Here is a 19045-nt window from a genome sequence, read left to right on the forward strand (position 1 = left end):
CCGTCGAAGGTCGGCACTCTGCGCTTGTCTAGGAGGGTACGTCGCGCCCGGATTCGCTGCGCTGTTTCTCTCGCTCGGCGGCGGTGGCGAGATAGTCGCCGAGTTCGCGGCGCAGCGTGACGTCCAGCGAGCGGGCGAGCGTGGCGTGCACCGAGGCGACCGCCAGCTCGCGCATCTTGTTGAGCATCGTTGTGGTCTCGGCGATTTCGCCGCTGGTGTCGGGCATCCAGCCGGGACCGTGCTCGTCGATGATGTGCTGTTTGGCGGCGGTGATCATGATGTGCGTGATGTCATCGATCCGGTCGGCCACCTTGGCATAGATCTCGATGAGCGTGCGCAGTTCCAGACCGTACTCGTGCAGTTCGGCGAACGAGGTGAGCAACTGGGTCTCGGTGAACACCACCGTGTCGCCCTCCAGCCGGACCAGCCGCATCTCGCGCAGCCGGTCGACCAGCTCGTCGGCGTCGGCGCCGAGGATGGTGCCGATCAGCTCGCGGGGCACCTCGAAGGTCTCGTCCTTGGCCCAGGACGCCGTCACGGCGTGTTGCAGGCCGAGTACCTCGGTCAGGTCCTTGCCGGTCTCCCAGCTGGTGATGAAGTCGGCGATGTGCGCGGTGGTGAAACCGCGCTGGAGCAGCGCGTCGATCAAGCGCAGCCGCTCGAGGTGCGCGTCGTCGTAGATGCTGGCCCGGCCGTCCTTGCCGACCGGCGGCGGCAGCAGCCCGCGTTCCTGGTAGGCGCGCACGTTGCGGGTGGTGGTGCCCGCGGCGCGCGCGAGGTCATCGATCCGGTACTCCGGCGTCGACCTCACCTCCCTCGCTGCCCACGGCGCCGAAGGACCGGCGGCGCGCTGTAGAACTCCCTGCGGACCGAGTCTATCGTCCGCGCCGCCGGTACCTCCGGCACTCAGGAAACCCGTGCCACTCGTTGTCGCCGCTGGTCGGCGGTCGATTCGACCACGAAGTAGTCGTCCAGATCGACCTTGCGCAATTGATGGACGTACTGGGTGGCGAAGCCCGGATACATGGTCGCGTTGAAGCCGTCCTCGGTGAGATACCAGCTGTGGCATCCCGAGTTCCAGGTGGTGGCCGACAGTCTGCGCTGGATGGCGGCGTTGTAGCGGTCCTGCCGGTCGCGCCGCACGTCCAGCATGCGCAGGTCCCGGTCCAGGATGACGCCGATCGCGCCGACGAGGTAGTCGATCTGGGCTTCCATGTAGACCAGCGCCGAGTTGTGTCCCGGGCCGGAATTGGGGCCGAACGTGAGATACAGGTTGGGATATCCGGAAACCGCGACGCTCTTGTAGGCGTAGGCCCCGCGCGACCACTCGTCCGCGAGAACCCGGCCACCGCGTCCGACCACCGGAACGGGCGTCCCGGTTTTGGAGACGTCGAATCCCGTCGCGAAGACGATGCAATCCGCTTGGTGCTCGATGCCTTCCGCGGTGCGGATGCCGTGCTCGGAGATCCGGGCGATCGGCCAGGTGATCAACTTGCAGTTGTCCCGCTGCAGGGCGGGGTAGTAGTCGTCGGTCATCAGCAGGCGTTTGCAGCCGGCCCGGAAGTCCGGAGTGAGCTGGCGGCGCAGCCATGGATCCTTGACCTGCCTGCGCAGCTGCGCCTTGCCGACCAGCTCGACCACCCTGGTCAGCGGCGTGTTCCAGACCACGCCCAGCGCTACCGACTCGTGGCCGTAGAACCAGGCGCGTCGCGCCAGTTGCTCGGCGGCGGGCAGCCGACGGTAGAGCTCCTTGGTCAAGCCGTTGGTCTGCCGATTGATCCGTGGCAGCACCCAGCCGGGCGTGCGCTGGAACACCTTCACCGAGGCGGCCTTGTCGACCAGTTCCGGGATGATCTGGACCGCGCTGGCGCCCGTGCCGACGACCGCGACCCGTTTGCCGGTGAAGTCGTAGTCGTGATCCCAACGGGCGCTGTGGATCTTGTGCCCTCGGTAGGTCTCGATGCCGCGGATGTCCGGAAGACTGGCATTGGCCAGCGGGCCGGACGCCAGCACGACGGTGCGGGCGAGGATCGGGTCCGCGTGGCCGTCGATCGATATCTCCCACACCCCGGCCTGCTCGTCGAACACCATGCCGGAAACGTTGTGCCCGAACCGGATATGCGGACCGAGCCGGAACTCCGCGGCCATCGCCTCGATGTAGCCGAGGATCTCGTTGCTCCCGGAGTAGGTGCGCGACCAGTTCGGGTTCGGCGCGAAACTGTAGGAGTACAGCCGCGACGGAATATCGCACGCCGCACCGGGATAGGTGTTGTCGCGCCAGGTTCCGCCGATCGCGGTGCCGCGCTCGAGAATCGCGAAATCACGGATTCCGCGTTGCTTCAGCCGGATGGCCGTGCCGATTCCGGCGAATCCGCCGCCGATGACGGCGACGTCGAGGGTGTGCGTACTCATCGGATTCCCTGTCATGCCGCGGGCTCGTAGGTCAGTTCCTTCGACCAGGTCGGGTTGCTGCGCAGCAGCGTCTTCGGCACCAACCCGGTGATCTTCACCAGCGCGTCGGCCACGAGGTGGTAGGGGTGGCCACGGTCGATTACCCAGCTGCCGTGCGTCTTCACGATCTGGTACATCGGCAGCCTGCGAGCGAATTCACTACGCTCGCCCACGTTCGCGTACCGCTTGAGCGCGCCGTAGAGCTTCTCCTCGTCCACGCCCATCGCGACGATGTTGTCGCGCATCTTGTTCAGCAGCGGCACGTAGCTCAGCACGCCGATGATCAGCGAGGGCTTGGCCCAGCCGCCGACCAGGTCGATGAGCAGCTTGCGCATCTCCGCGTGCCCCAGCAGGTCCATCACGGCGAAATCGACCGCCAGATGGCGGGATTCGTCGGAGTTGATCTTCTTGAACGCCTCCTGGCAGACCGGGTCCTCGATCTCGTCCATGATGAACTTGATCAGCGCGCCGTCGAGCGCGACCTCGAGCATCGGGATGACGGTGCCGAGGAACGACAGCGACATGTCGTCGGAGTACTTGTCCAGGAAATCGATCACCAGCTTGACGTTGACGTTCGGCTGCGGGATCTCGTCGCCGTCGAGCATGCCCCACCGACGCATCAGCGCCAGCTCGGCGTTGGCGTGCTTCTGCTCCTCGGCGTGAAAATAGCGGTAGATCTCGCGCAGCGTCTCGTTCGGCGCCTTCTTGGCCATCGCCGCGAAGCCGCGCGCGCCGACGTTCTCGATCCACATCAGATCGGCCATGAACGGCTTGAGCTTGGCGTGCAGTTCCGGCGTGATCGTCTCGGCGCCCGGAGCGTCCCAATCGATGTCGGCCAGTGCCCACTGGCGGTCCTTGATCTTGCGGAGCATGTCGTCGAAGTCCATCGCGATGGCGGCCATGTCAGACTCCTGTCTTGTCGGTGACCGACGTGCGGTCGGTGGTGGTCGAGTCCTCTTGTGGCAGCAGCCGCTCCAGGAGCCCGAGGGCAAAGGTGTATTGCGCGGGGAAGTACCGCTTGAGCAGCCAGACGACGTGCGCGTCCAGCTGGGGGAGTACGTAGAGCTGCCCGCGGTCGTGCGCGTCGAGGGCGGTGCGCGCGACGCGCTCGGGGGAGAATCCCGTCCAGCGCATGAGAAAGTCGGCCAGCTGCGCCGATTCCTTGGTGATCCGGCCGTCGCGCGCGACGTTCGTGCGGACGAACGTCGGGCACAGGACGGTGACCGCGACTCCGGAGCCGCTCAGCTCGGCGGCCATGGTCTCCGATAACGACAGCACGCCCGCCTTGGACACGTTGTAGGCGGCCATCGAGGGCGCGGCGGCGAATCCGGCGGCCGAGGCGACGTTGATGATGCCGCCGCGCCCGGCCGTGCGCAGACGCGGAGCGAACACTTCACAGCCGTGCACGACGCCCCAGAGGTTGATGCCCAGGGCCCACTGCCAGTCGTCGAAACCGATGTTTCCCACGGCTTTTCCGCCGATGCCGACGCCGGCGTTGTTGATCACCAGGCTGACCGGGCGGTCGAAAATCGTTTCGGCGAAGCGGGCCAGCAGCTCCACGTCTTCCCGTTGCGCCACGTCGCAGCGGAAGGCGTGCGCGGCGCCAGGGTGATCGCGTTCGATCAGGGCGACCGTCTCGTCGGCGCGCGTCTCATCGATGTCGGCGCAGATCACCCGTCCGCCGCGGGCCGCGATCTCCAGCGCGAACGCCCGGCCGATGCCGCTGCCCGCGCCGGTGACCACGGCTCGCGCGCCGTGCGTGCGCCGGGTGCGGCCCAGGCCCACCAACTTGTCCAATCCGAACATCTCAGCTCACCTTTTCCGTGCCGGAGGTAGCGACCAGCGCCGCGCGCAGGAAGTCGGCGGCGCGGGCGAGAGCCTGGTCGGCTTCGGGCACCACCATGGGAAGGGCCTGGAAGACATGCAGTTGTCCCGGCCAGATCTCGAGTTCGCAGCTGCCGCCCGCGCGCCGGACCATTTCGCACAGCGCCTCTGCGTCGGCGCCGAGCATCTCCGTGCCGCCGACCTGCACCAGGATCGGCGGCAGCGCGAGACCGTGCGGGATGGCCAGCCGCAGGCGCGCCGCGTCGGCGGCGTGGCCGCTGGTGTAGGCCGCGGGCAGCTTGCTCGCGGCGGCGGCCGAGATCAGCGGATCGGTCCGGACGCGTTCCCGCTCGGCCGCCAGGCTCAGGGTGAGGTCGAGCAGCGGGGAGAACATCGCCACGGCCGCGGGCTGCGGCCGTCGGTGCCGTCCGTTCTCGACCAGCAGGTCGAGTGCGAGATGCCCACCCGCGGAGTCGCATGCGATCACCAGGTCTTCCGGGGCGATGCCACGGCCGAGCAGCCAGCGGTAGCCCGCTTCGACGTCGTCGGCCGCGGCCGGGAACCGGTGTTCGGGCGCCAGACGATAGTCGGAGAGGAAGACCGGGAGTCCCGTCTCGGCCGACAGCCGGGCCGCGAGCCCGCGATGGGTGCGAGCCGAGCAGATCACGTAGCCGCTGCCGTGGATGTAGTAGACGGCCCGCGTTCCGAACGGCACCCCCGCCGCCCGCACCCATTCACCGCGCACCGCGCCCGACCGGACCTGAGTGACGGAAGTGCCTGCCGGAACCGGACCGCCGACGGCCATCAGGGTGGCGATGAGCTTACGCGCGAACCAGACACCCGGCGGATTCATCGGAACCGCGCAGTTCAGCGGACGCAGGGTGAGCCTGGTAGCTGCCGCGGCCACAGTGGCGCGTGCCGAGGGCGCGGTGGGAACACCGGGGACCGAGGTCCTCGTCGACCTTGTCATGCGCTAAGAATCAGTGATGAATGTGCCAGTTGTCAATGGCACATTTCTAGAAGGCTGATGCGTGTGCCGGTTACCGTCACGTATGGCGACGTTGGATGACGACGACATAGCGGCGGCGACGGTCGGCGACTTGCGGCCCTACGCGGCCGGGGTGATGCTCGAGGAATACAACCCGGCGTGGCCGGTTCCCCCTCTCGCGGCCAAGGCGGTCATCGACATCCTGCTGCTTGTTCCGGATGCCGCCGCCGAAGTCGCCTATCTATCAGCCCTCGAGGCTGCCGGGTATGAGCTGCGTATCCGGCAACCGGACTGGTACCAGCATCGCTGTTTCGTTCGTCGGGTGGACAGCGGTGCGCGGTGGAACGTGAATCTGCATGTGCTCTCGCCGGAATCGGGAGGGCCCGAGATCGAGCGGATCCTGGCCTTCCGCGACTGGTTGCGCACGCACGAGGACGATCGTGCGTATTACGAACGGACCAAACGGGAACTGACGCAGCGCGAATGGAAGTTCGTGCAGCACTACGCCAACGCCAAGAGCGGAGTCGTCGAGGAAATCCTCGGTCGAGCGTTGTTCGGCTGACACACTCGAATGTTGTTGCGCGCAAAGTGCCTTCGTCAGTACCCGAGCGCGGGATCGATCGGTGCGAGCAGCGGGCGGCGTTCGATGAAGCGCTCGACGTTCGCCTGGACGTGGTCGGCGAAGGCCGCCAAGCGGAGTTGGGGCGGATTCGAATCATGCGGGGTGATAATGGCATTCGGCAGCGACCAGAGCGGATGGCCCGCCGGGAGCGGCTCGGGGTCGGTGACGTCGAGTCCGGCGCCGCCGATCGCGCCGGAGCGCAGCGCGTCGACCAGTGCGTCGGTGTCGACGAGGCTGCCGCGCGCGACGTTGACGATCCAGGAGGACGGCTTGAGCCGCGCGAGTACGTCCGCGCCGATGAGATGCCTGGTGGCGGGCGTGGCGGGCGCGGCGACCACCACGTGATCGGTGTGCGGCCAGACCCGGCCGAGGTGCTCGGCGGAGATCGTCTCGACCGACGGCGGGATGCCTGCGCCGGTGACCGGCCGTCCGCTGCGGTTCACCGCGATGATGTGCGCGCCGAGCGGCACCAGCATCGGGATCAGCGCACGGCCGATGCCGCCCGCGCCGACGATCGTGACGGTCTTGCCGCGCAGCGTGCCGACGTGCGGAAAGAAGTCCTGCTGCCGCCAGTCCGCCGCGCGCAAGTGCTCGGGCAGATAGCGGACGCCCGCGAGCAGCAGCATGAGCGCGTGCTCGGCCACACTCGCCGCGAAAGCGCCTGCGGCTGAGGTGAATCGCACACCGGGATGCCTGGCGATGACGCCCGCGGTGAACCATTCCTCGATACCGGCGGCCGGGAGCTGCACCCATTCCACGCCTGCGGGCAGTCGCTCCGGGAACTCGCCCGGGCCGCCGACCCAGATCAGCCCTTGCGCCTCGTCGAGATCGGAGACGGCGGCGCCCGCCTCCACCACGGCCTTCTCCACTAGGGTGGGGGCAGGATCGGCGGGGGCGATCGCGATCGTTACTGCCGGCCGGTTCATGGTTGGACCTCCTTCGGAGCAGTAGGACGTGGTCGCGAGCGGGTGGACGTTGCGACCGTAGCACCGCCGGGCGCGGCGCTAGGCCCCGCTCTGCTCGTCGTCGAGCTCCACGTCCACCTTGTCCCGCTCGGCCCACTCCAGGAGAGGATCCAGGTGGAACACCGCGTCATCCATGCCCGCGTGCAGATCGCCGAGTTCGGCGAAGCGAGCGGGGACGGAGGACATGGTGAAGTCTCGCGGATCGATGTCGGGAATCTCGTCCCAGCGTACCGGGGTGGAGACCGTCGCGGCGGGGACGCCGCGCACCGAGTAGGCGGCGGCGATGGTGTGATCGCGCGCGTTCTGGTTGTAGTCGACGAACAGCAGCTTCGGGTCGCGGTCGCGCCGCCACCACGTGGTGGTCACGTCATCGGGTGCGCGGCGCTCGACCTCGCGGGCGAACGCCAGCGCCGCCCGGCGCACCTCCTGGAAACCCCAGTGCGGCGCGATCCGGACGTACACGTGCAGGCCTTTGCCGCCGGAGGTCTTCGGCCATCCGACGGCGCCGATCTCGTCGAGGATCTCTTGCACCACCGTCGCGACCCGCTGCACCCGCGACCACGGGCAGTCCGGCATCGGGTCGAGGTCGATGCGCCACTCGTCCGGACGCTCGGTATCGGCGGCGCGGGAATTCCACGGATGGAACTCGACGGTCGACATCTGCACCGCCCAGATGACGTCGGCGAGCTTCTCGACGCACAACTCGTCGGCGTGCCGTCCATAGCGCGGAAAGTACACCCGCACAGTCGGAATCCAGTCCGGCGCGCCCGCGGGAAGCCGCTTCTGATGCACCTTGTCGCCCGCGAGTCCTTTGGGGAACCGGTGCAGCATGCAGGGCCTGCCGCGCAACGCGTTGACGATGCCGTCCCCGACGCTCAGGTAGTACCGCACCAAGTCGAGCTTGGTCGCGCCGGACTCCGGGAAGTAGACGCGGTCGGGGTTGGAGACTTTGAGCGTGTGATCGCCGACCTCTAGCTCGATCGCCGACCCGGTGGATTTGCTGGCCACGGGTCGACTGTAGTGGCCGAGCCGAAGGAAATCCGCGCACGATCGCGCGCCGCCGCGACGGATGTCCCGTACCGGTCCGCGGCGCTGCACCGCTCTGGTATGCATACGGGTATGAGCAAGGCGACGCGCGTGACCGTCACGCTGGATCCACAGGTGGCCGAGTGGGCCAGAGCGGCCGCCGATCGCCAGAACCGCAGCCTGTCGGCGGTGATCAACGCCGCGCTGCGCACCACGCTCGTGCACGACAGCCTGACCGCGTTGACCATCGACGAGGAAGCCGAACTGGCCGCCGCCTACGACGACGTGGCGATCACCCAGGCCGCCGCCGCCGACGACGCCGACGGCGCCGCATGAGACGCGGTGAGGTCTGGCGCTACGCCCCGACCCTCAGCGACGGCACCCCCTTCCCGCGGCGCATGACAGTGGTGCTGGTGTCCGATTCGGCGGTGATCACTTCGCGCTATCGCTGGTTGCAAGTCGTTCCACTGCGCGACGCCGACCCGGGCCACGTGCTGGCCACCCACACCGAGCACGGCTGGGCCGACACCCTGAAACTGCACCGCGCCTACCGGCCCTGGCTCACCGAACACCTCGGCGTGCTCTCCTTGGAGGAAACGGAATCCCTGGACGCGCGCTTGCGGGCGACGTTGAGTCTGTGACTTCGGCGGACGGGGCACGGGGACGGCGGTGCGGGCAGAATGCCGGGATGAGGTCTCCGGGTGACGACGAGTCGCTGATCCTGGGGCTGATCAACGAGTTCTGGGTGGCGGTGGAGCGCGGGATCCCTCGTGAGATGGCCGCGTTGATGTGCGCCGAGGAAGCCGAGCAGTTCTTGGACAATGTGCCCGATCCCGACTATGACGAGCCGTCTGGTGAGCCGATCGGTGAGCCTACTTTCGAGGTTTCGGGCCTCCGCCTCTTCGGAGATGTCGCCTTCGCGCGAATCGTTCATGCACCGGACAACGTCGCTACTCTCTTTTTCCGGTACGAAACCGGGAGATGGACGGTATGCGCGGACGCTGATGAGGATCTGTCGTTGGAGCAGCTCGAGGACGACGTGTGGCCCACGATGCCTGCGGATGCGAGCGGTCTGATGCGTACTGTGCATGAGCTGCGGCGCAAGCCGATCGGGCGTCTGACCGACGAAGATGTTCGTCGTCTTCTGCAGCAGAACGAAGGCGTCGATGTCCTACTGCCGCGTGTGTTACACCAGTTGCAATGGAATCCGCTGGCCGGAGGCGACCTTTTTCCTGGTGACCTGCTGGTCGCGACGCTGCGAGTCGGCCAGGAACATTGGCAGCGGGACCCGGTCGCGGTCACTCGCATACGAATCGTCATCGACGAGGTCCGTGACCTGGGTGATTTGACCGAACACGGTGCACCGCACGAAGAGATCTGGAACCGCATCACAGATTTCCTGATCGATCTGCCCGGCAACAACTAGCCGCTACGACCCGTTGGACGTTCAGCGAGGCGACGCTTACGAACCGCGTTGCAGGCGTGCCCGATGGATGCCGGTGGAGCCTGTTCGACGGCGTGCGGCTTCTTCGTGGGTCAGGAGACCGCACGCGTTCGCTGGGTGTCGTCGTTATGTCGGTGTGGCCAAGGCGAAGGGGAGGATGGCGGCGGCGCCGGCTGCTCGGAGGGCGTGGGCGGCGACGGTGAAGGTCCAGCCGGTGTCGGTGATGGCGTCCACCAGCAAGATCGGGCCCGGTACTCGGGTCAGGTCGGGGATCTCCCAGGAATCGAAGAGTCCGGCGACGCGATGCGCGGAGTTCGCCGCCGAGACGGGCGGTCGGTCCGGGCGGGTGCGCAGCGTGCCGAGGTCGTGCAGGCGGCCGACTTCGGCGAGGCGGGCGGCGAGGGTGGCGGTGAGCACGGGGTGGCGTGGCGATTCCAGGGCGAGCACCGAGGTCGGGCGGGCGGCCCAATCCCACTCGCGCAGAACGGCGACGCAGGCGTCGAAGACCGCGTCGGGAACCGGGTCGTCGGGGCCGTCGAGCAGCGCGCGCAGTCGCTGCCCCCAGCCGAGGTCGGTCAGCCTGCCGAGAACACGACCGGTCTCGGCTCCGCCGGATATCTTGCCGGACAAAGGGATTCCCAGCTTGGCCATACCGGTGGGCCACTGCTTGCGCGGCGCGAGATCGAGGCCGGGACGATCGAGCCGGGCCTTGGTCGCGGCCACCGCGTCGGCGGCGACAGTGCGGTCGGGGCGGTGGCCGGTGCAGTTGTCGCAGCGGCCGCAGCCGGGCGAATCCGTGGACAAACCCGGGTCGTCGAGCTGGCGGCGCAGGAATTCCATGCGGCAACCGGCGGTCGATTGATAGTCGATCATGGCCTGCTGCTCGGCCTCGCGGGCGATGGACAGGCGCTCGTACCGTTCGGTTTCATAGGTCCACGGCCGGCCCGTGGCGATCCAGCCGCCGCGCACGCGGCGCACCGCGCCGTCCACGTCGAGCACCTTCAACACCATCTCCAGCCGGGAGCGGTTCAACTCCACCAGCGGTTCCAACGCCGCGGTGGACAACGCCCGGTCGGAGTCCAGCGCGTCGAGCACGGCACGCACGATGTGCTCGCGGGGAAAGGCGACGGAGGCGAAGTAGCTCCAGATCCGCGCGTCCTCGGGGCCGGGAAGCAGGATCACCTCGGCCCGGTCGGTGCCCCGCCCCGCGCGTCCCACTTGCTGGTAGTAGGCGATGGGCGAGGACGGCGCACCGATGTGCACCACGAATCCCAGATCGGGTTTGTCGAAGCCCATGCCGAGCGCGGAGGTGGCGATGAGCGCCTTCACCTCGTTGTTCAACAGCGCCGCTTCGAGCGCCTCGCGTTCGGCCGGGTCGGTCTGGCCCGTATAGGCGGCGACGGTGTGGCCGTGTGAGTTCAGCACGTCGGCCAGATCGTGCGCGGCGGCGACGGTGAGCGTGTAGACGATGCCGGAGCCGGGCAGCCGGTCGAGGTGCCCGCCGAGCCAGGCGGTGCGCTCCACGGCATCGTCGAAGCGGACCACCGACAGGTGCAGCGACTCGCGATCCAGCGTGCCGCGCAGCACCAGGGTGTCGGTGCCGATCTGGGTGGCGACATCGGTGACCACCCGGTCGTTGGCCGTCGCGGTGGTGGCGAGCACCGGGACGTCCGAGCCCAGGTCGGCGATCAGCGTCCGGATGCGCCGGTAGTCCGGCCGGAAGTCGTGGCCCCAGTCCGACACACAGTGCGCTTCATCGATCACCACCAGCCCGGCGTCGGCCGCGAGCCGGGGCAACACCTGATCCCGGAAATCCGGATTGTTCAATCGCTCCGGGCTGACCAGCAGCACGTCGACCGCACCGGCGGCGACCTGTGCGTGGATCTCGTCCCACTCGGTGACATTGCCCGAGTTGATGGTCGCGGCGACCACTCCCGCGCGCTGTGCCGCCGCGACCTGGTTGCGCATCAGCGCGAGCAGCGGCGACACGATCACCGTGGGCCCGCGCCCGGCCCTGCGCAGCAGCTTGGCGGCGATGAAGTACACCGCCGACTTGCCCCAGCCGGTGCGCTGCACGACCAGCGCCCTGCGCCGCCGTACGACGAGCGCTTCGATCGCGGTCCACTGATCCTCCCGCAGCGCGGCGCCCGCCCCGGCCAGCTCGCGCAGCAGCTGTTCGGCGTGCTCGCGCAGGTCGGGGGCCGTGAGGTCGATCGGAGACGCGTCGGTGGCCGTGGTCATGCGGTCCATCGTGCCCGACGCCACCGACAGGCGGCGTCGGGGCGCCGGTGCGGCGATCGGTCAGCCGCGCGCGGCGCCTTCCGGCCACACATACTCGCCGTGGCGGGTGCGCATCCTCGACGTGAGGCCGCGACGACGGCCGTGATCAGGCGGATCGCGCGGTAGCGGCCGCCAACTCGGCCAGCCGGGCACGGACCAGATCCGGACGTTCCTCGAGAATGAAGTGGCCGCAGCCCCGCACCGGTTCCAGGCGGTAGTCGTCGGCACGCGCGGTCTCCTCGGCGGCGAGCGAAGGATGGACCGCCGCGTCCTCGACTCCGAACAGGGTGCGGATCGGAATCTTCGCTCGACGTCGTTCGCCGTGTCCGGCCGAGCGCGGAACTTCGCGCAGCAGGAAAGTGCGGTAGGTGTCGGTCGCCGTGCGGGCACAGACGGGGTCGCGGAAACGGTCCGCGTAGACGCGAATCGCCTCGGGTCCGAACTTCTCGCGATCGCGTACGGCGCCGGCGAAGACGAGGTCCAGGAAGCGGGTGCGCTGGTGCAGGTAGGTGCCGAACGCCGCGACGGCGGGTTGATAGAGCAGGAACCGCCACGCGTGCGGGAGGAAAGTGCGCGGTGTCTGCCACGGGTGGGCGATGTTGAGCGCCAGCAGCGCGTCGAATCGCTCCGGCTCGCGCAGCACGAGCAGGTGGGCGATGTAACCGCCCCAGTCGTGGCCGACCAGCAGCACGCGCTTCAGGCCGAGCGCGTCCAGCAATGCGAGCAGGTCGGAGGCGACTTCGTCCTTGGCCCACCGGTGCGGCGCGGGACCGGACCAGCCGTAGCCGGGTAGGTCGGGCGCGATGATCCGCAGTCCGTCCGGCGGGTCGGCGAGCAGGTGACGATAGGCGTAATGATGCTCGGGCCAGCCGTGCAAGGCCAACACGGGGCGGCCATCCGTCGGCCCCGCCTCGGTGACGTGGAAACGCACCCCGCGAGCGGTGACATAGGAACGCCGCACGCCGGGGATCTCCGGCGGGCCGGCCGCCGCGTCCGCAGGAGCGGGTGAGAAGAACGAGGGCCGCCAGGGCATATCCGATGGTATCCAGTACGCCGCCGAGACATCCAGAGCGAAACAGCTCCCGGCGATGGACAATGAAGCCCTGAATCCCCGGTAGGGGGACCGGGGAGGAGGCAGCGGTGTCGAGCCACATTCAGCCGCCCGCGGGGTGGGCTCCGCCGGGCGCCGAGTTCCGGACCAGCAACAATGTCTCGCGCACTGTGACGGGCACGCTCGTCGGCCTGTCGGTGACGCCGATCGGGATCGGCCTGGCCGCTCATGGCGGGCTCGGCACCCGGCAGTGGGTGATCCTCGGGGACGAGGGCGACCGCTGGAGCTCGAACGCCCAGATGATCGGTGGTGCGTTGCTGCTGTTCCTGGTGGCGCTGCTGGCTTCGTACTCACCCGTCGGCACTGTGATAGCGGGCCTGGTGTGGGGTCTGCTGCCGGGCGCGGTGCAGTTGTTCTTCCCTCACGACCTCTGGCGTCTGATCGAGCAGACGCCGGGGCTGTCGGAGGAATGGCGCCTGGCCCTCTACAACTGGGTGCTGAACGGATGGGGGCTGGTACTCGGCCTGTTGCTCATCGGAGCCGGGCTCGCCGCCACCTTGCGGCGGCGCTGCTCGCGGCCGCACGCCGGGCGAGTCGGTCCGCCCGGCGCGCCGCCGACGTTCAGCCCTTGACGCAGAGCACCTGGTGCAGCGTCGCGACCACGTCGACCAGGTCCCGTTGTGCCTCGATGACCTCATCGATGTCCTTGTACGCGGCCGGGATCTCGTCCACCACGCCCGCGTCCTTGCGCGACTCGACGCCCTCGGTCTGGGCGATGAGGTCGGCCACGGTGAACTGCCTCTTGGCCGCGTTGCGGCTCATCCGCCGTCCCGCGCCGTGCGAGGCGGACTGGAAAGAAGCCGGGTTCCCCTTGCCGCGTACGACATACGAGCGGGTGCCCATCGAGCCGGGGATCAGCGCGAGATCGCCTTCCCCCGCGCGCACGGCCCCCTTGCGGGTGACCAGCATGGGCACGCCGTCGATGATCTCCTCCGCCACATAATTGTGGTGACAGTTTCCGGTAAGGATGTTTCCCTCGAGAGCGAAGGAGTGTGTCTCTTCCACAACAGCGCAGAAGACCTCTGCTACCTCCGTAGTGGGCCTCACCGAGCGAACTGTCCATCCGCGTCGCTCGACAGCGCTCCTATTAGCAGCCCACCGCGAGCGGTGCTTCGCATGGATAAAGAACTCAGGCGTGACGTCACTGCGCGAGATGCCCATTACGAACACGTCGGACTCGCACCGGCCGAACCCTTCGCGAGTCTTCCTCCGTATCGGGAGGGTCCAGATGCCGAGTACATCGCAGGCAGTCTTGAAGAATTCGAGATGCTCGCGATTCGCGGACCAGATGGCCGGGCGGCCGGTCTTACCGACCTCTCCGTATGCCGCGAAGTAGCCCGCGAGCCAGCCGTACAGATCGGAACGTGATCCGTCGAGTGGCGGATACTCGCGCTTCCACTCGCGCGGAAGTCCGCCTAACCGCTTGTACGCTTTTACGTTGTAGCCCTGCTTTCGAAGTTGCGCGACCTCGTTCAACTTCACGTAGGTCTTCCGCGATGGGTCGTCCGAGTACAGGTAATAGTAGGTTCGTACGCGCTCGAGGTTGTCGTAGTAGGGCAGTAGTGCCATGTCTTTCGACCCATAGAAGATGGCATTAGCCAGCGCGTCACCAGCGATGCTGCCATCGCCGAACACGAAGCCGCGGGCGATGCCTTCCCGAGACGGTTGGAGGTCATCCGGGCGCTTCGGGAAGACGTAGGCCAGGCGATCTCCGACGCGGAGTCCCGAAGTGATTGCCTCGGTGCGGTTATGTGCGACCTTCGGTCGAAGAAGCCAGCGATGCTCAGCTGTCGCGCGAATGGTGCGCTCTTGTCCGTAGCGCCCAACGACCAGCTCCCAGAGTGGTTGATGACCGAAGGACATGATGGGCGCCTTCACCCACTCGCCGCCCTCCGTGAGCAAGGTATGCATGCCACCCGCGAGCTCCGAGATAGGGCGGCAACCTTGTTCCGTCATCACCGAGGTCTCCCCGGCGAAGCAGCTTATCGGCTGCTCGAAACGCACTCCGCGATCGGCGAATTCGGCGGCGACCGCACGGCAGACCAGGGCGAGCATCACCGCGCGGTTGCGCGCCGCGTACTCCTGCGCCCAGGTGAGGTCGCGCCGGTACGCCCGCATCTCCGGCGTGCCGGAGACGAAGACCGCCAGGTCGCGGTCGGGCAGATCGACGTTGTGCGGCAGCGTGCGCGCGATCGAGATGTGCCGCTCGGCGAGTTCCTTGCCGATGTTGCGGCTGCCCGAGTGCAACAGGATCCACACCCGGTCGTCCTGGTCCAGGCAGACCTCGATGAAGTGGTTGCCGCCGCCGAGCGTGCCCATCTGCTTGTGCGCCTTCGACTCTCGTGCCTGAACCCGGCTGTCCAGCGCGCCGAACGAACCCCAGAACCGGTCCCAGCCCGCGCGCAGCGCCGCAGTGCTCGCGCCGAGGCCCGCGACCTGGCCGCCGAGCCGGGTGACGTCGACGGCGTCGTGATGCGCCTGGAAGCCGACCGGCACCGCCGCCTCGATGCGCGACCGCAGCGAACGCAGGTTGTCGGGCAGATCCGCCGCGGTGAGATCGGTGCGCACGCTCTCCATGCCGCACCCGATGTCCACGCCGACCGCGGCGGGGGCCACCGCGTCCTTCATCGCGATCACCGAGCCGACCGTGGCCCCCTTGCCGAGGTGCACGTCCGGCATCACGCGGACGCCGTGGACCCATTTCAGCGCGGCGATGTTGCGCAGCTGCTGGAGCGCGGCCTGCTCGACCTCGTGCTCGTCGGCCCACATCAGCGTCTGCGCCTTGGTGCCGCGCAGCTCGACGGGAAACATGGTGTCGATCCTTCCGTTGGTTATGCCATCAACGGTAGGTACCGAGGACACCCGGCGCACCCGAATATTCGACCGCCCGGAATGGTGGCGGTCAGCCGGCCGCCTGCTCGAACCGTGCGCGATAGACGCGCTCGGCGTTCCCGTGGGCGATGGCGCTGACCAGGGCTTCGGCGTCGGCGGTGGTGATCGCGTCGTCGGCGAGCCACTCGTCGACGAGCTTGCCGAGACCGCGCCGCCAGAGCAGGGCGCCCAGGTAGTGCAGCTCTGGGAGCCCGTAGCCGTCGGAGGAGTAACACAGCGCTCGGAACGGAGCCAGCTCCAGCGTCTCGGCCAGCACGGCCCCGGCCCGCTGTCCCACATAAGGGATGGTCAGGCCCAGATCCAGATGGACGTGCTCGAAGACGTGCGCGAGGTAAGCGGCATGGCGGTGGAAGGGCCAGCAGTGCAGCAACATCACCGACAGCCCGGTGCCCGCGGTCCGGCGCAGGAAGTCGGTGAGCAGCAGCGGGTCGCCGTGCCGCAGGCGCAGGTCCGGGTCACCGAATCCGGTGTGGAATTGCAGCGGAAGACCTAGTTCGGCGCCGATGCGCGCGCCGAGGCCGACCAGCCAGCCGAGGACGTCCGGATCGGTGAGCCGGTGCTCGGGCGCGAAACTGGTCGGCGGGTGATCCCGCAGCGGGAAGTCCAGACCGCACCGGTAGGCCACGATCGTCTTCAACCCGACGGCGCCGACCGCCCGAGCGCGCAGCTCCTCCTCGATCCGCTCGTACACCCCGGACACCGCGCCGACCTGCGCGACGACTTGCTCGGCCACTTGCTCCAGCCGCACCACCTCGCGCACCTCCCCGCCGGCCAGCTCGATGAAACCCGCTGTTCCACCACCGATTCCGGTGTCCAGAAACCATCGGGTCACCCCGGTGGCGCGCAGCAGCCGGGCGGACACCTCGCGCGCGCCGAGCCGGGCGCGATGACGCAGGTAGACGTCCGGGCCGACGTGGGCGGGCAGATCGAGCGCGGGGGCACACCAGCGGCGCACGGCGAGCCCGATCGCGGAATCGAAACTGCCGCGCGCGCCTTCCCCGAGCAAGCGCTCGAAGCCGGGCCGATCCAGGTTCTCGGTGTACACCCCGTGGCAGTGGTGGTCGGTGAGCCGGACACCGTCGGTGAGCATGTCAGAACCGCCAGCGGGTCAGGGCGACCAGCTCTTCGGCGCTCGCGGCGGCGTACCGCTCGGCCTCCGCGCGGCGCACGGTGAGCAGCGAGTCGTGTAGTTCGACGCCCATGGCGTCGGCGAGCACCGTGGACGCGGCGAGGTGATCGGCGGCTTCGGACGGGGTGGTCGGCAGGCGGCGCACATTCGATACCATGCGTGCCTCGGCGTCGAAAGTCGCTGGATCACCGGTTATTTCGACCGGAAGGCGCAACTGTTCGGCGACACCGGCGAGCCCGGCGGCGATCACCGACCCGACGATCAGGTACGGATTGCCGGTCGCGTCGAAACATTTGATCTCGGCGTTGGCCGCCGACGCCTCGGTGCCGCGCACCCCGGTGACGAACCGTAGCGCGGCCTCTCTGGTCTCGTGGCCCCAGCACTGCCAGACTCCCGCCCAGCGCGACGGCTCCGACCGCAGGAAGCTCGCCGGATTGCCCGCGCCGACCGCGACCAGCGCGGGCAGTTCGCGCAGCACTCCCGCCAGGAACGCCTCGCCGGTCCGCCGCATGCCGTGCGGGCCGTCGCCGTCCGCGAACAGCGGTCCGTCCTCGTCGGTCACCGACAGGTGCAGGTGCGCTCCGGAACCGGCGCCGCCCGGTTCGATGCACGGGGCGAGCAGCGCCCGCCTGCCGTGCCGCGCGCTCACCTGCCGGATCGTGTGCCGGACCAGCACGGCCTCGTCGGCGGCGGTGACCGGCTCGGACGGTTCGACCGACAACTCCAGTTGCGCGAGGGCGTATTCGGGATGGAACTGGGCGACGGTGACGCCTTGGCGCTCGAGTGCGGCGACCAGGTCGGCGGCGTAGTCGGCCACCTGCCCGAGCCGCACCAGTCCGTAGGCGGGGCCGTGGATCGCGGGTGTGAAGTCGTCGGTGTCGTCGGCGCGGCCCACCGCCCATTCGGTCTCGAACGCCATGGACAACCGCAGTCCGGCGGCCTGCGCCGCAGCCGTCTGGCGTGCCGCGAAGTGGCGCTGGCAAGCGGCGAAGCGGGTGCCGTCCTGGGTGTATTTGTCCGTGGGCGCCCACGCCCAGCCGGGCTGGCAGGCCAGTTCGGTGAGCATGCTCAGATCGGGGACGAGTCGCAGGTCGCCGTCGGGCCCGCCGAGATAGCGCCCGATCGCCATCAGGTCGTCGAAGGCGAAGGTCTCGAAGCACGGCGACACTCCGACGCCGTACCGGGACGCTCGGTCCAGCCGCTGGCTGGGGACGGTTTTCACGCGCGTGATGCCCGCGTTGTCCACGAAGCTCAGCGCGACCATGGCCGCGTCCAGCCGCTCGATCGGCGCGGTGTCGCCCTCGGCGGGGATGCGATCCGGCGTGGTGGCCATGCCCATCACGATATCGGCTCGGGCGCAGCGGGAGCCGCCGCGGCGCGAGTCGTCACTCCGCGGCGAGGGCTGCGGTGATCTCCTCGCGGGCCGGGATCGAACTGCTCGCGCCCAACCGGGTCGTAGCCAGCGCCCCGGCTGCGCAAGCCCAGGTCAGCGCCCATTCCGGCCCCCGATGCCAGGCTGCGGCCAGCGCACCGGTGAAGGCGTCGCCCGCGCCGGTGGTGTCGACGACTTCGACCCGCGGGCTGGGCCGGGACAGGCGGGCGCCGTCCGGTCCGCGATAGTCCGCGCCCGCCGCCCCGCGGGTGACGACCACGTGCGCGACGGTGTCCAGGTCCGCGCCCAGTTGCTCGGCCTCGCCGGAATTCACCACGGCGACATCGATATTCGTCCAAAGATCGGCGGGCAGCGGACGGGCGGGCGAGGGGTTCACCAGCACGGTGGTGTCGTGCGCGCGGGCGTGGCGGGCCGCGGCGGCGATCGTTTCGACCGGAATCTCCAGCTGGCACAACAAGATATCGGCGGCCGCGATCGCCGCCAGGTCGTCCTCGGTCAGCTCGGTCATCCGCGTGTTGGCGCCTCCGACGACGATGATGCTGTTCTCGCCGTCGTCGTCCACCACGATCGTGGCGATGCCGCTCGGCCCGGCGACCGTGCGCAGCCGGTCGGTGAACACCGCGGCGTCCGTGAGCGCCGCGCGCAGTTCACCGGCGAAGACGTCGTCGCCGACCGCCCCGAGGAAGCTGACCTCGCCGCCCGCCCGCCGCGCAGCGATCGCCTGATTCGCGCCTTTCCCGCCGGGCACCATGGCGAAGCCGTTGCCGAGGACCGTCTCACCGGGAGCCGGTCTGCGTGCGGTCGTAGTGATCAGGTCCATGTTGACGCTGCCGAGCACCACGATCGCGGGAGCGTCCGATTCGACCGTCATATCGCCGGACGGTAGTCGCCCGGCCCGGGTCGCGCACGTGACCGCGCCC

General features: G+C 68.7%; 18 protein-coding genes and 1 pseudogene. 5 read left to right on the forward strand and 14 right to left on the reverse strand.

Features of this window, described 5'->3' with window-relative positions; all coding sequences use genetic code 11:
• Positions 1-28: 28 nt before the first annotated feature.
• From ABZW96_RS07435 to ABZW96_RS07455, 5 genes are all read right to left on the reverse strand, one after another.
• Complete coding sequence (locus ABZW96_RS07435) at positions 29-811, reverse strand: MerR family transcriptional regulator (protein ID WP_355072306.1); 783 nt, start codon at positions 809-811, stop codon at positions 29-31.
• A gap of 95 nt (positions 812-906) precedes the next feature.
• Positions 907-2412, reverse strand: a complete 1506-nt coding sequence (locus tag ABZW96_RS07440; RefSeq protein WP_355072308.1) for an NAD(P)/FAD-dependent oxidoreductase — start codon at positions 2410-2412, stop codon at positions 907-909.
• 11 nt (positions 2413-2423) lie between these two features.
• Positions 2424-3344, reverse strand: a complete 921-nt coding sequence (locus tag ABZW96_RS07445) for a ferritin-like domain-containing protein (protein WP_355072954.1) — start codon at positions 3342-3344, stop codon at positions 2424-2426.
• 10 nt (positions 3345-3354) lie between these two features.
• The gene (locus ABZW96_RS07450; RefSeq protein WP_355072310.1) at positions 3355-4257 is read right to left on the reverse strand and encodes an SDR family NAD(P)-dependent oxidoreductase; all 903 of its coding nucleotides are present in this window, start codon (positions 4255-4257) and stop codon (positions 3355-3357) included.
• Position 4258: 1 nt separating this feature from the next.
• Positions 4259-5245: an alpha/beta hydrolase gene (locus ABZW96_RS07455; RefSeq protein ID WP_355072312.1), complete on the reverse strand. Its 987-nt coding sequence runs from the start codon at positions 5243-5245 to the stop codon at positions 4259-4261.
• A gap of 82 nt (positions 5246-5327) precedes the next feature.
• Here ABZW96_RS07455 and ABZW96_RS07460 point away from each other — a divergent pair, with 82 nt between their 5' ends.
• Positions 5328-5825, forward strand: a complete 498-nt coding sequence (locus ABZW96_RS07460) for a GrpB family protein (RefSeq protein WP_355072314.1) — start codon at positions 5328-5330, stop codon at positions 5823-5825.
• A gap of 35 nt (positions 5826-5860) precedes the next feature.
• On the opposite strand, the gene ABZW96_RS07465 is transcribed toward ABZW96_RS07460, so the two are convergent.
• Together ABZW96_RS07465 and ligD are read right to left on the reverse strand one after the other, a co-directional pair.
• A complete protein-coding gene (locus ABZW96_RS07465) occupies positions 5861-6811 on the reverse strand; it encodes a D-isomer specific 2-hydroxyacid dehydrogenase family protein (RefSeq protein ID WP_355072316.1) in 951 nt (316 codons plus the stop codon).
• 78 nt (positions 6812-6889) lie between these two features.
• Positions 6890-7858 (reverse strand): non-homologous end-joining DNA ligase, encoded by a 969-nt coding sequence (gene ligD / locus ABZW96_RS07470; protein ID WP_355072318.1) that lies wholly within the window; start codon positions 7856-7858, stop codon positions 6890-6892.
• A 111-nt stretch (positions 7859-7969) separates the two neighbouring features.
• Here ligD and ABZW96_RS07475 point away from each other — a divergent pair, with 111 nt between their 5' ends.
• From ABZW96_RS07475 to ABZW96_RS07485, 3 genes are read left to right on the forward strand one after another with little or no spacing between them, the layout of a single operon-like run.
• A complete protein-coding gene (locus tag ABZW96_RS07475; protein WP_355072320.1) occupies positions 7970-8212 on the forward strand; it encodes a hypothetical protein in 243 nt (80 codons plus the stop codon).
• Entirely contained in the window at positions 8209-8517 is a 309-nt protein-coding gene (locus ABZW96_RS07480) for a hypothetical protein (protein ID WP_355072321.1), read from the forward strand. The genes ABZW96_RS07475 and ABZW96_RS07480 overlap by 4 nt, the downstream gene beginning before the upstream one ends.
• 47 nt (positions 8518-8564) lie before the next feature.
• Entirely contained in the window at positions 8565-9302 is a 738-nt protein-coding gene (locus tag ABZW96_RS07485; RefSeq protein ID WP_355072323.1) for a contact-dependent growth inhibition system immunity protein, read from the forward strand.
• Between the two features lie 144 nt (positions 9303-9446).
• Here ABZW96_RS07485 and ABZW96_RS07490 read toward each other — a convergent pair whose 3' ends face one another.
• On the reverse strand, positions 9447-11561 hold the full coding sequence (locus ABZW96_RS07490; protein WP_355072325.1) for a RecQ family ATP-dependent DNA helicase: 2115 nt from the start codon (positions 11559-11561) through the stop codon (positions 9447-9449).
• Positions 11562-11706: 145 nt separating this feature from the next.
• Entirely contained in the window at positions 11707-12633 is a 927-nt protein-coding gene (locus ABZW96_RS07495) for an alpha/beta hydrolase (protein ID WP_355072327.1), read from the reverse strand.
• 107 nt (positions 12634-12740) lie between these two features.
• Between ABZW96_RS07495 and ABZW96_RS07500 the strand changes: the two genes are divergently transcribed.
• Positions 12741-13283 carry a hypothetical protein gene (locus tag ABZW96_RS07500; RefSeq protein ID WP_355072329.1) on the forward strand — a complete coding sequence of 181 codons (543 nt, stop codon included), beginning with the start codon at positions 12741-12743 and terminating at the stop codon, positions 13281-13283.
• On the opposite strand, the gene ABZW96_RS07505 is transcribed toward ABZW96_RS07500, so the two are convergent.
• From ABZW96_RS07505 to ABZW96_RS07525, 5 genes and pseudogenes are all read right to left on the reverse strand, one after another.
• Complete coding sequence (locus tag ABZW96_RS07505) at positions 13273-14667, reverse strand: RtcB family protein (RefSeq protein WP_355072956.1); 1395 nt, start codon at positions 14665-14667, stop codon at positions 13273-13275. The genes ABZW96_RS07500 and ABZW96_RS07505 overlap by 11 nt on opposite strands.
• Before the next feature lie 21 nt (positions 14668-14688).
• Positions 14689-15522: pseudogene (locus ABZW96_RS07510) on the reverse strand (RtcB family protein); the annotation flags it as partial.
• 91 nt (positions 15523-15613) lie between these two features.
• Entirely contained in the window at positions 15614-16693 is a 1080-nt protein-coding gene (locus tag ABZW96_RS07515; protein ID WP_355072331.1) for an amidohydrolase family protein, read from the reverse strand.
• Between the two features lies 1 nt (position 16694).
• Positions 16695-18065: a glutamine synthetase family protein gene (locus ABZW96_RS07520; RefSeq protein WP_355072333.1), complete on the reverse strand. Its 1371-nt coding sequence runs from the start codon at positions 18063-18065 to the stop codon at positions 16695-16697.
• A 52-nt stretch (positions 18066-18117) separates the two neighbouring features.
• The gene (locus tag ABZW96_RS07525) at positions 18118-18996 is read right to left on the reverse strand and encodes a ribokinase (RefSeq protein ID WP_355072335.1); all 879 of its coding nucleotides are present in this window, start codon (positions 18994-18996) and stop codon (positions 18118-18120) included.
• Positions 18997-19045 lie beyond the last annotated feature (49 nt).

Origin of the sequence: Nocardia sp. NPDC004168 (genome assembly GCF_040610355.1) — a bacterium.
Taxonomy (GTDB): domain Bacteria; phylum Actinomycetota; class Actinomycetes; order Mycobacteriales; family Mycobacteriaceae; genus Nocardia; species Nocardia sichangensis.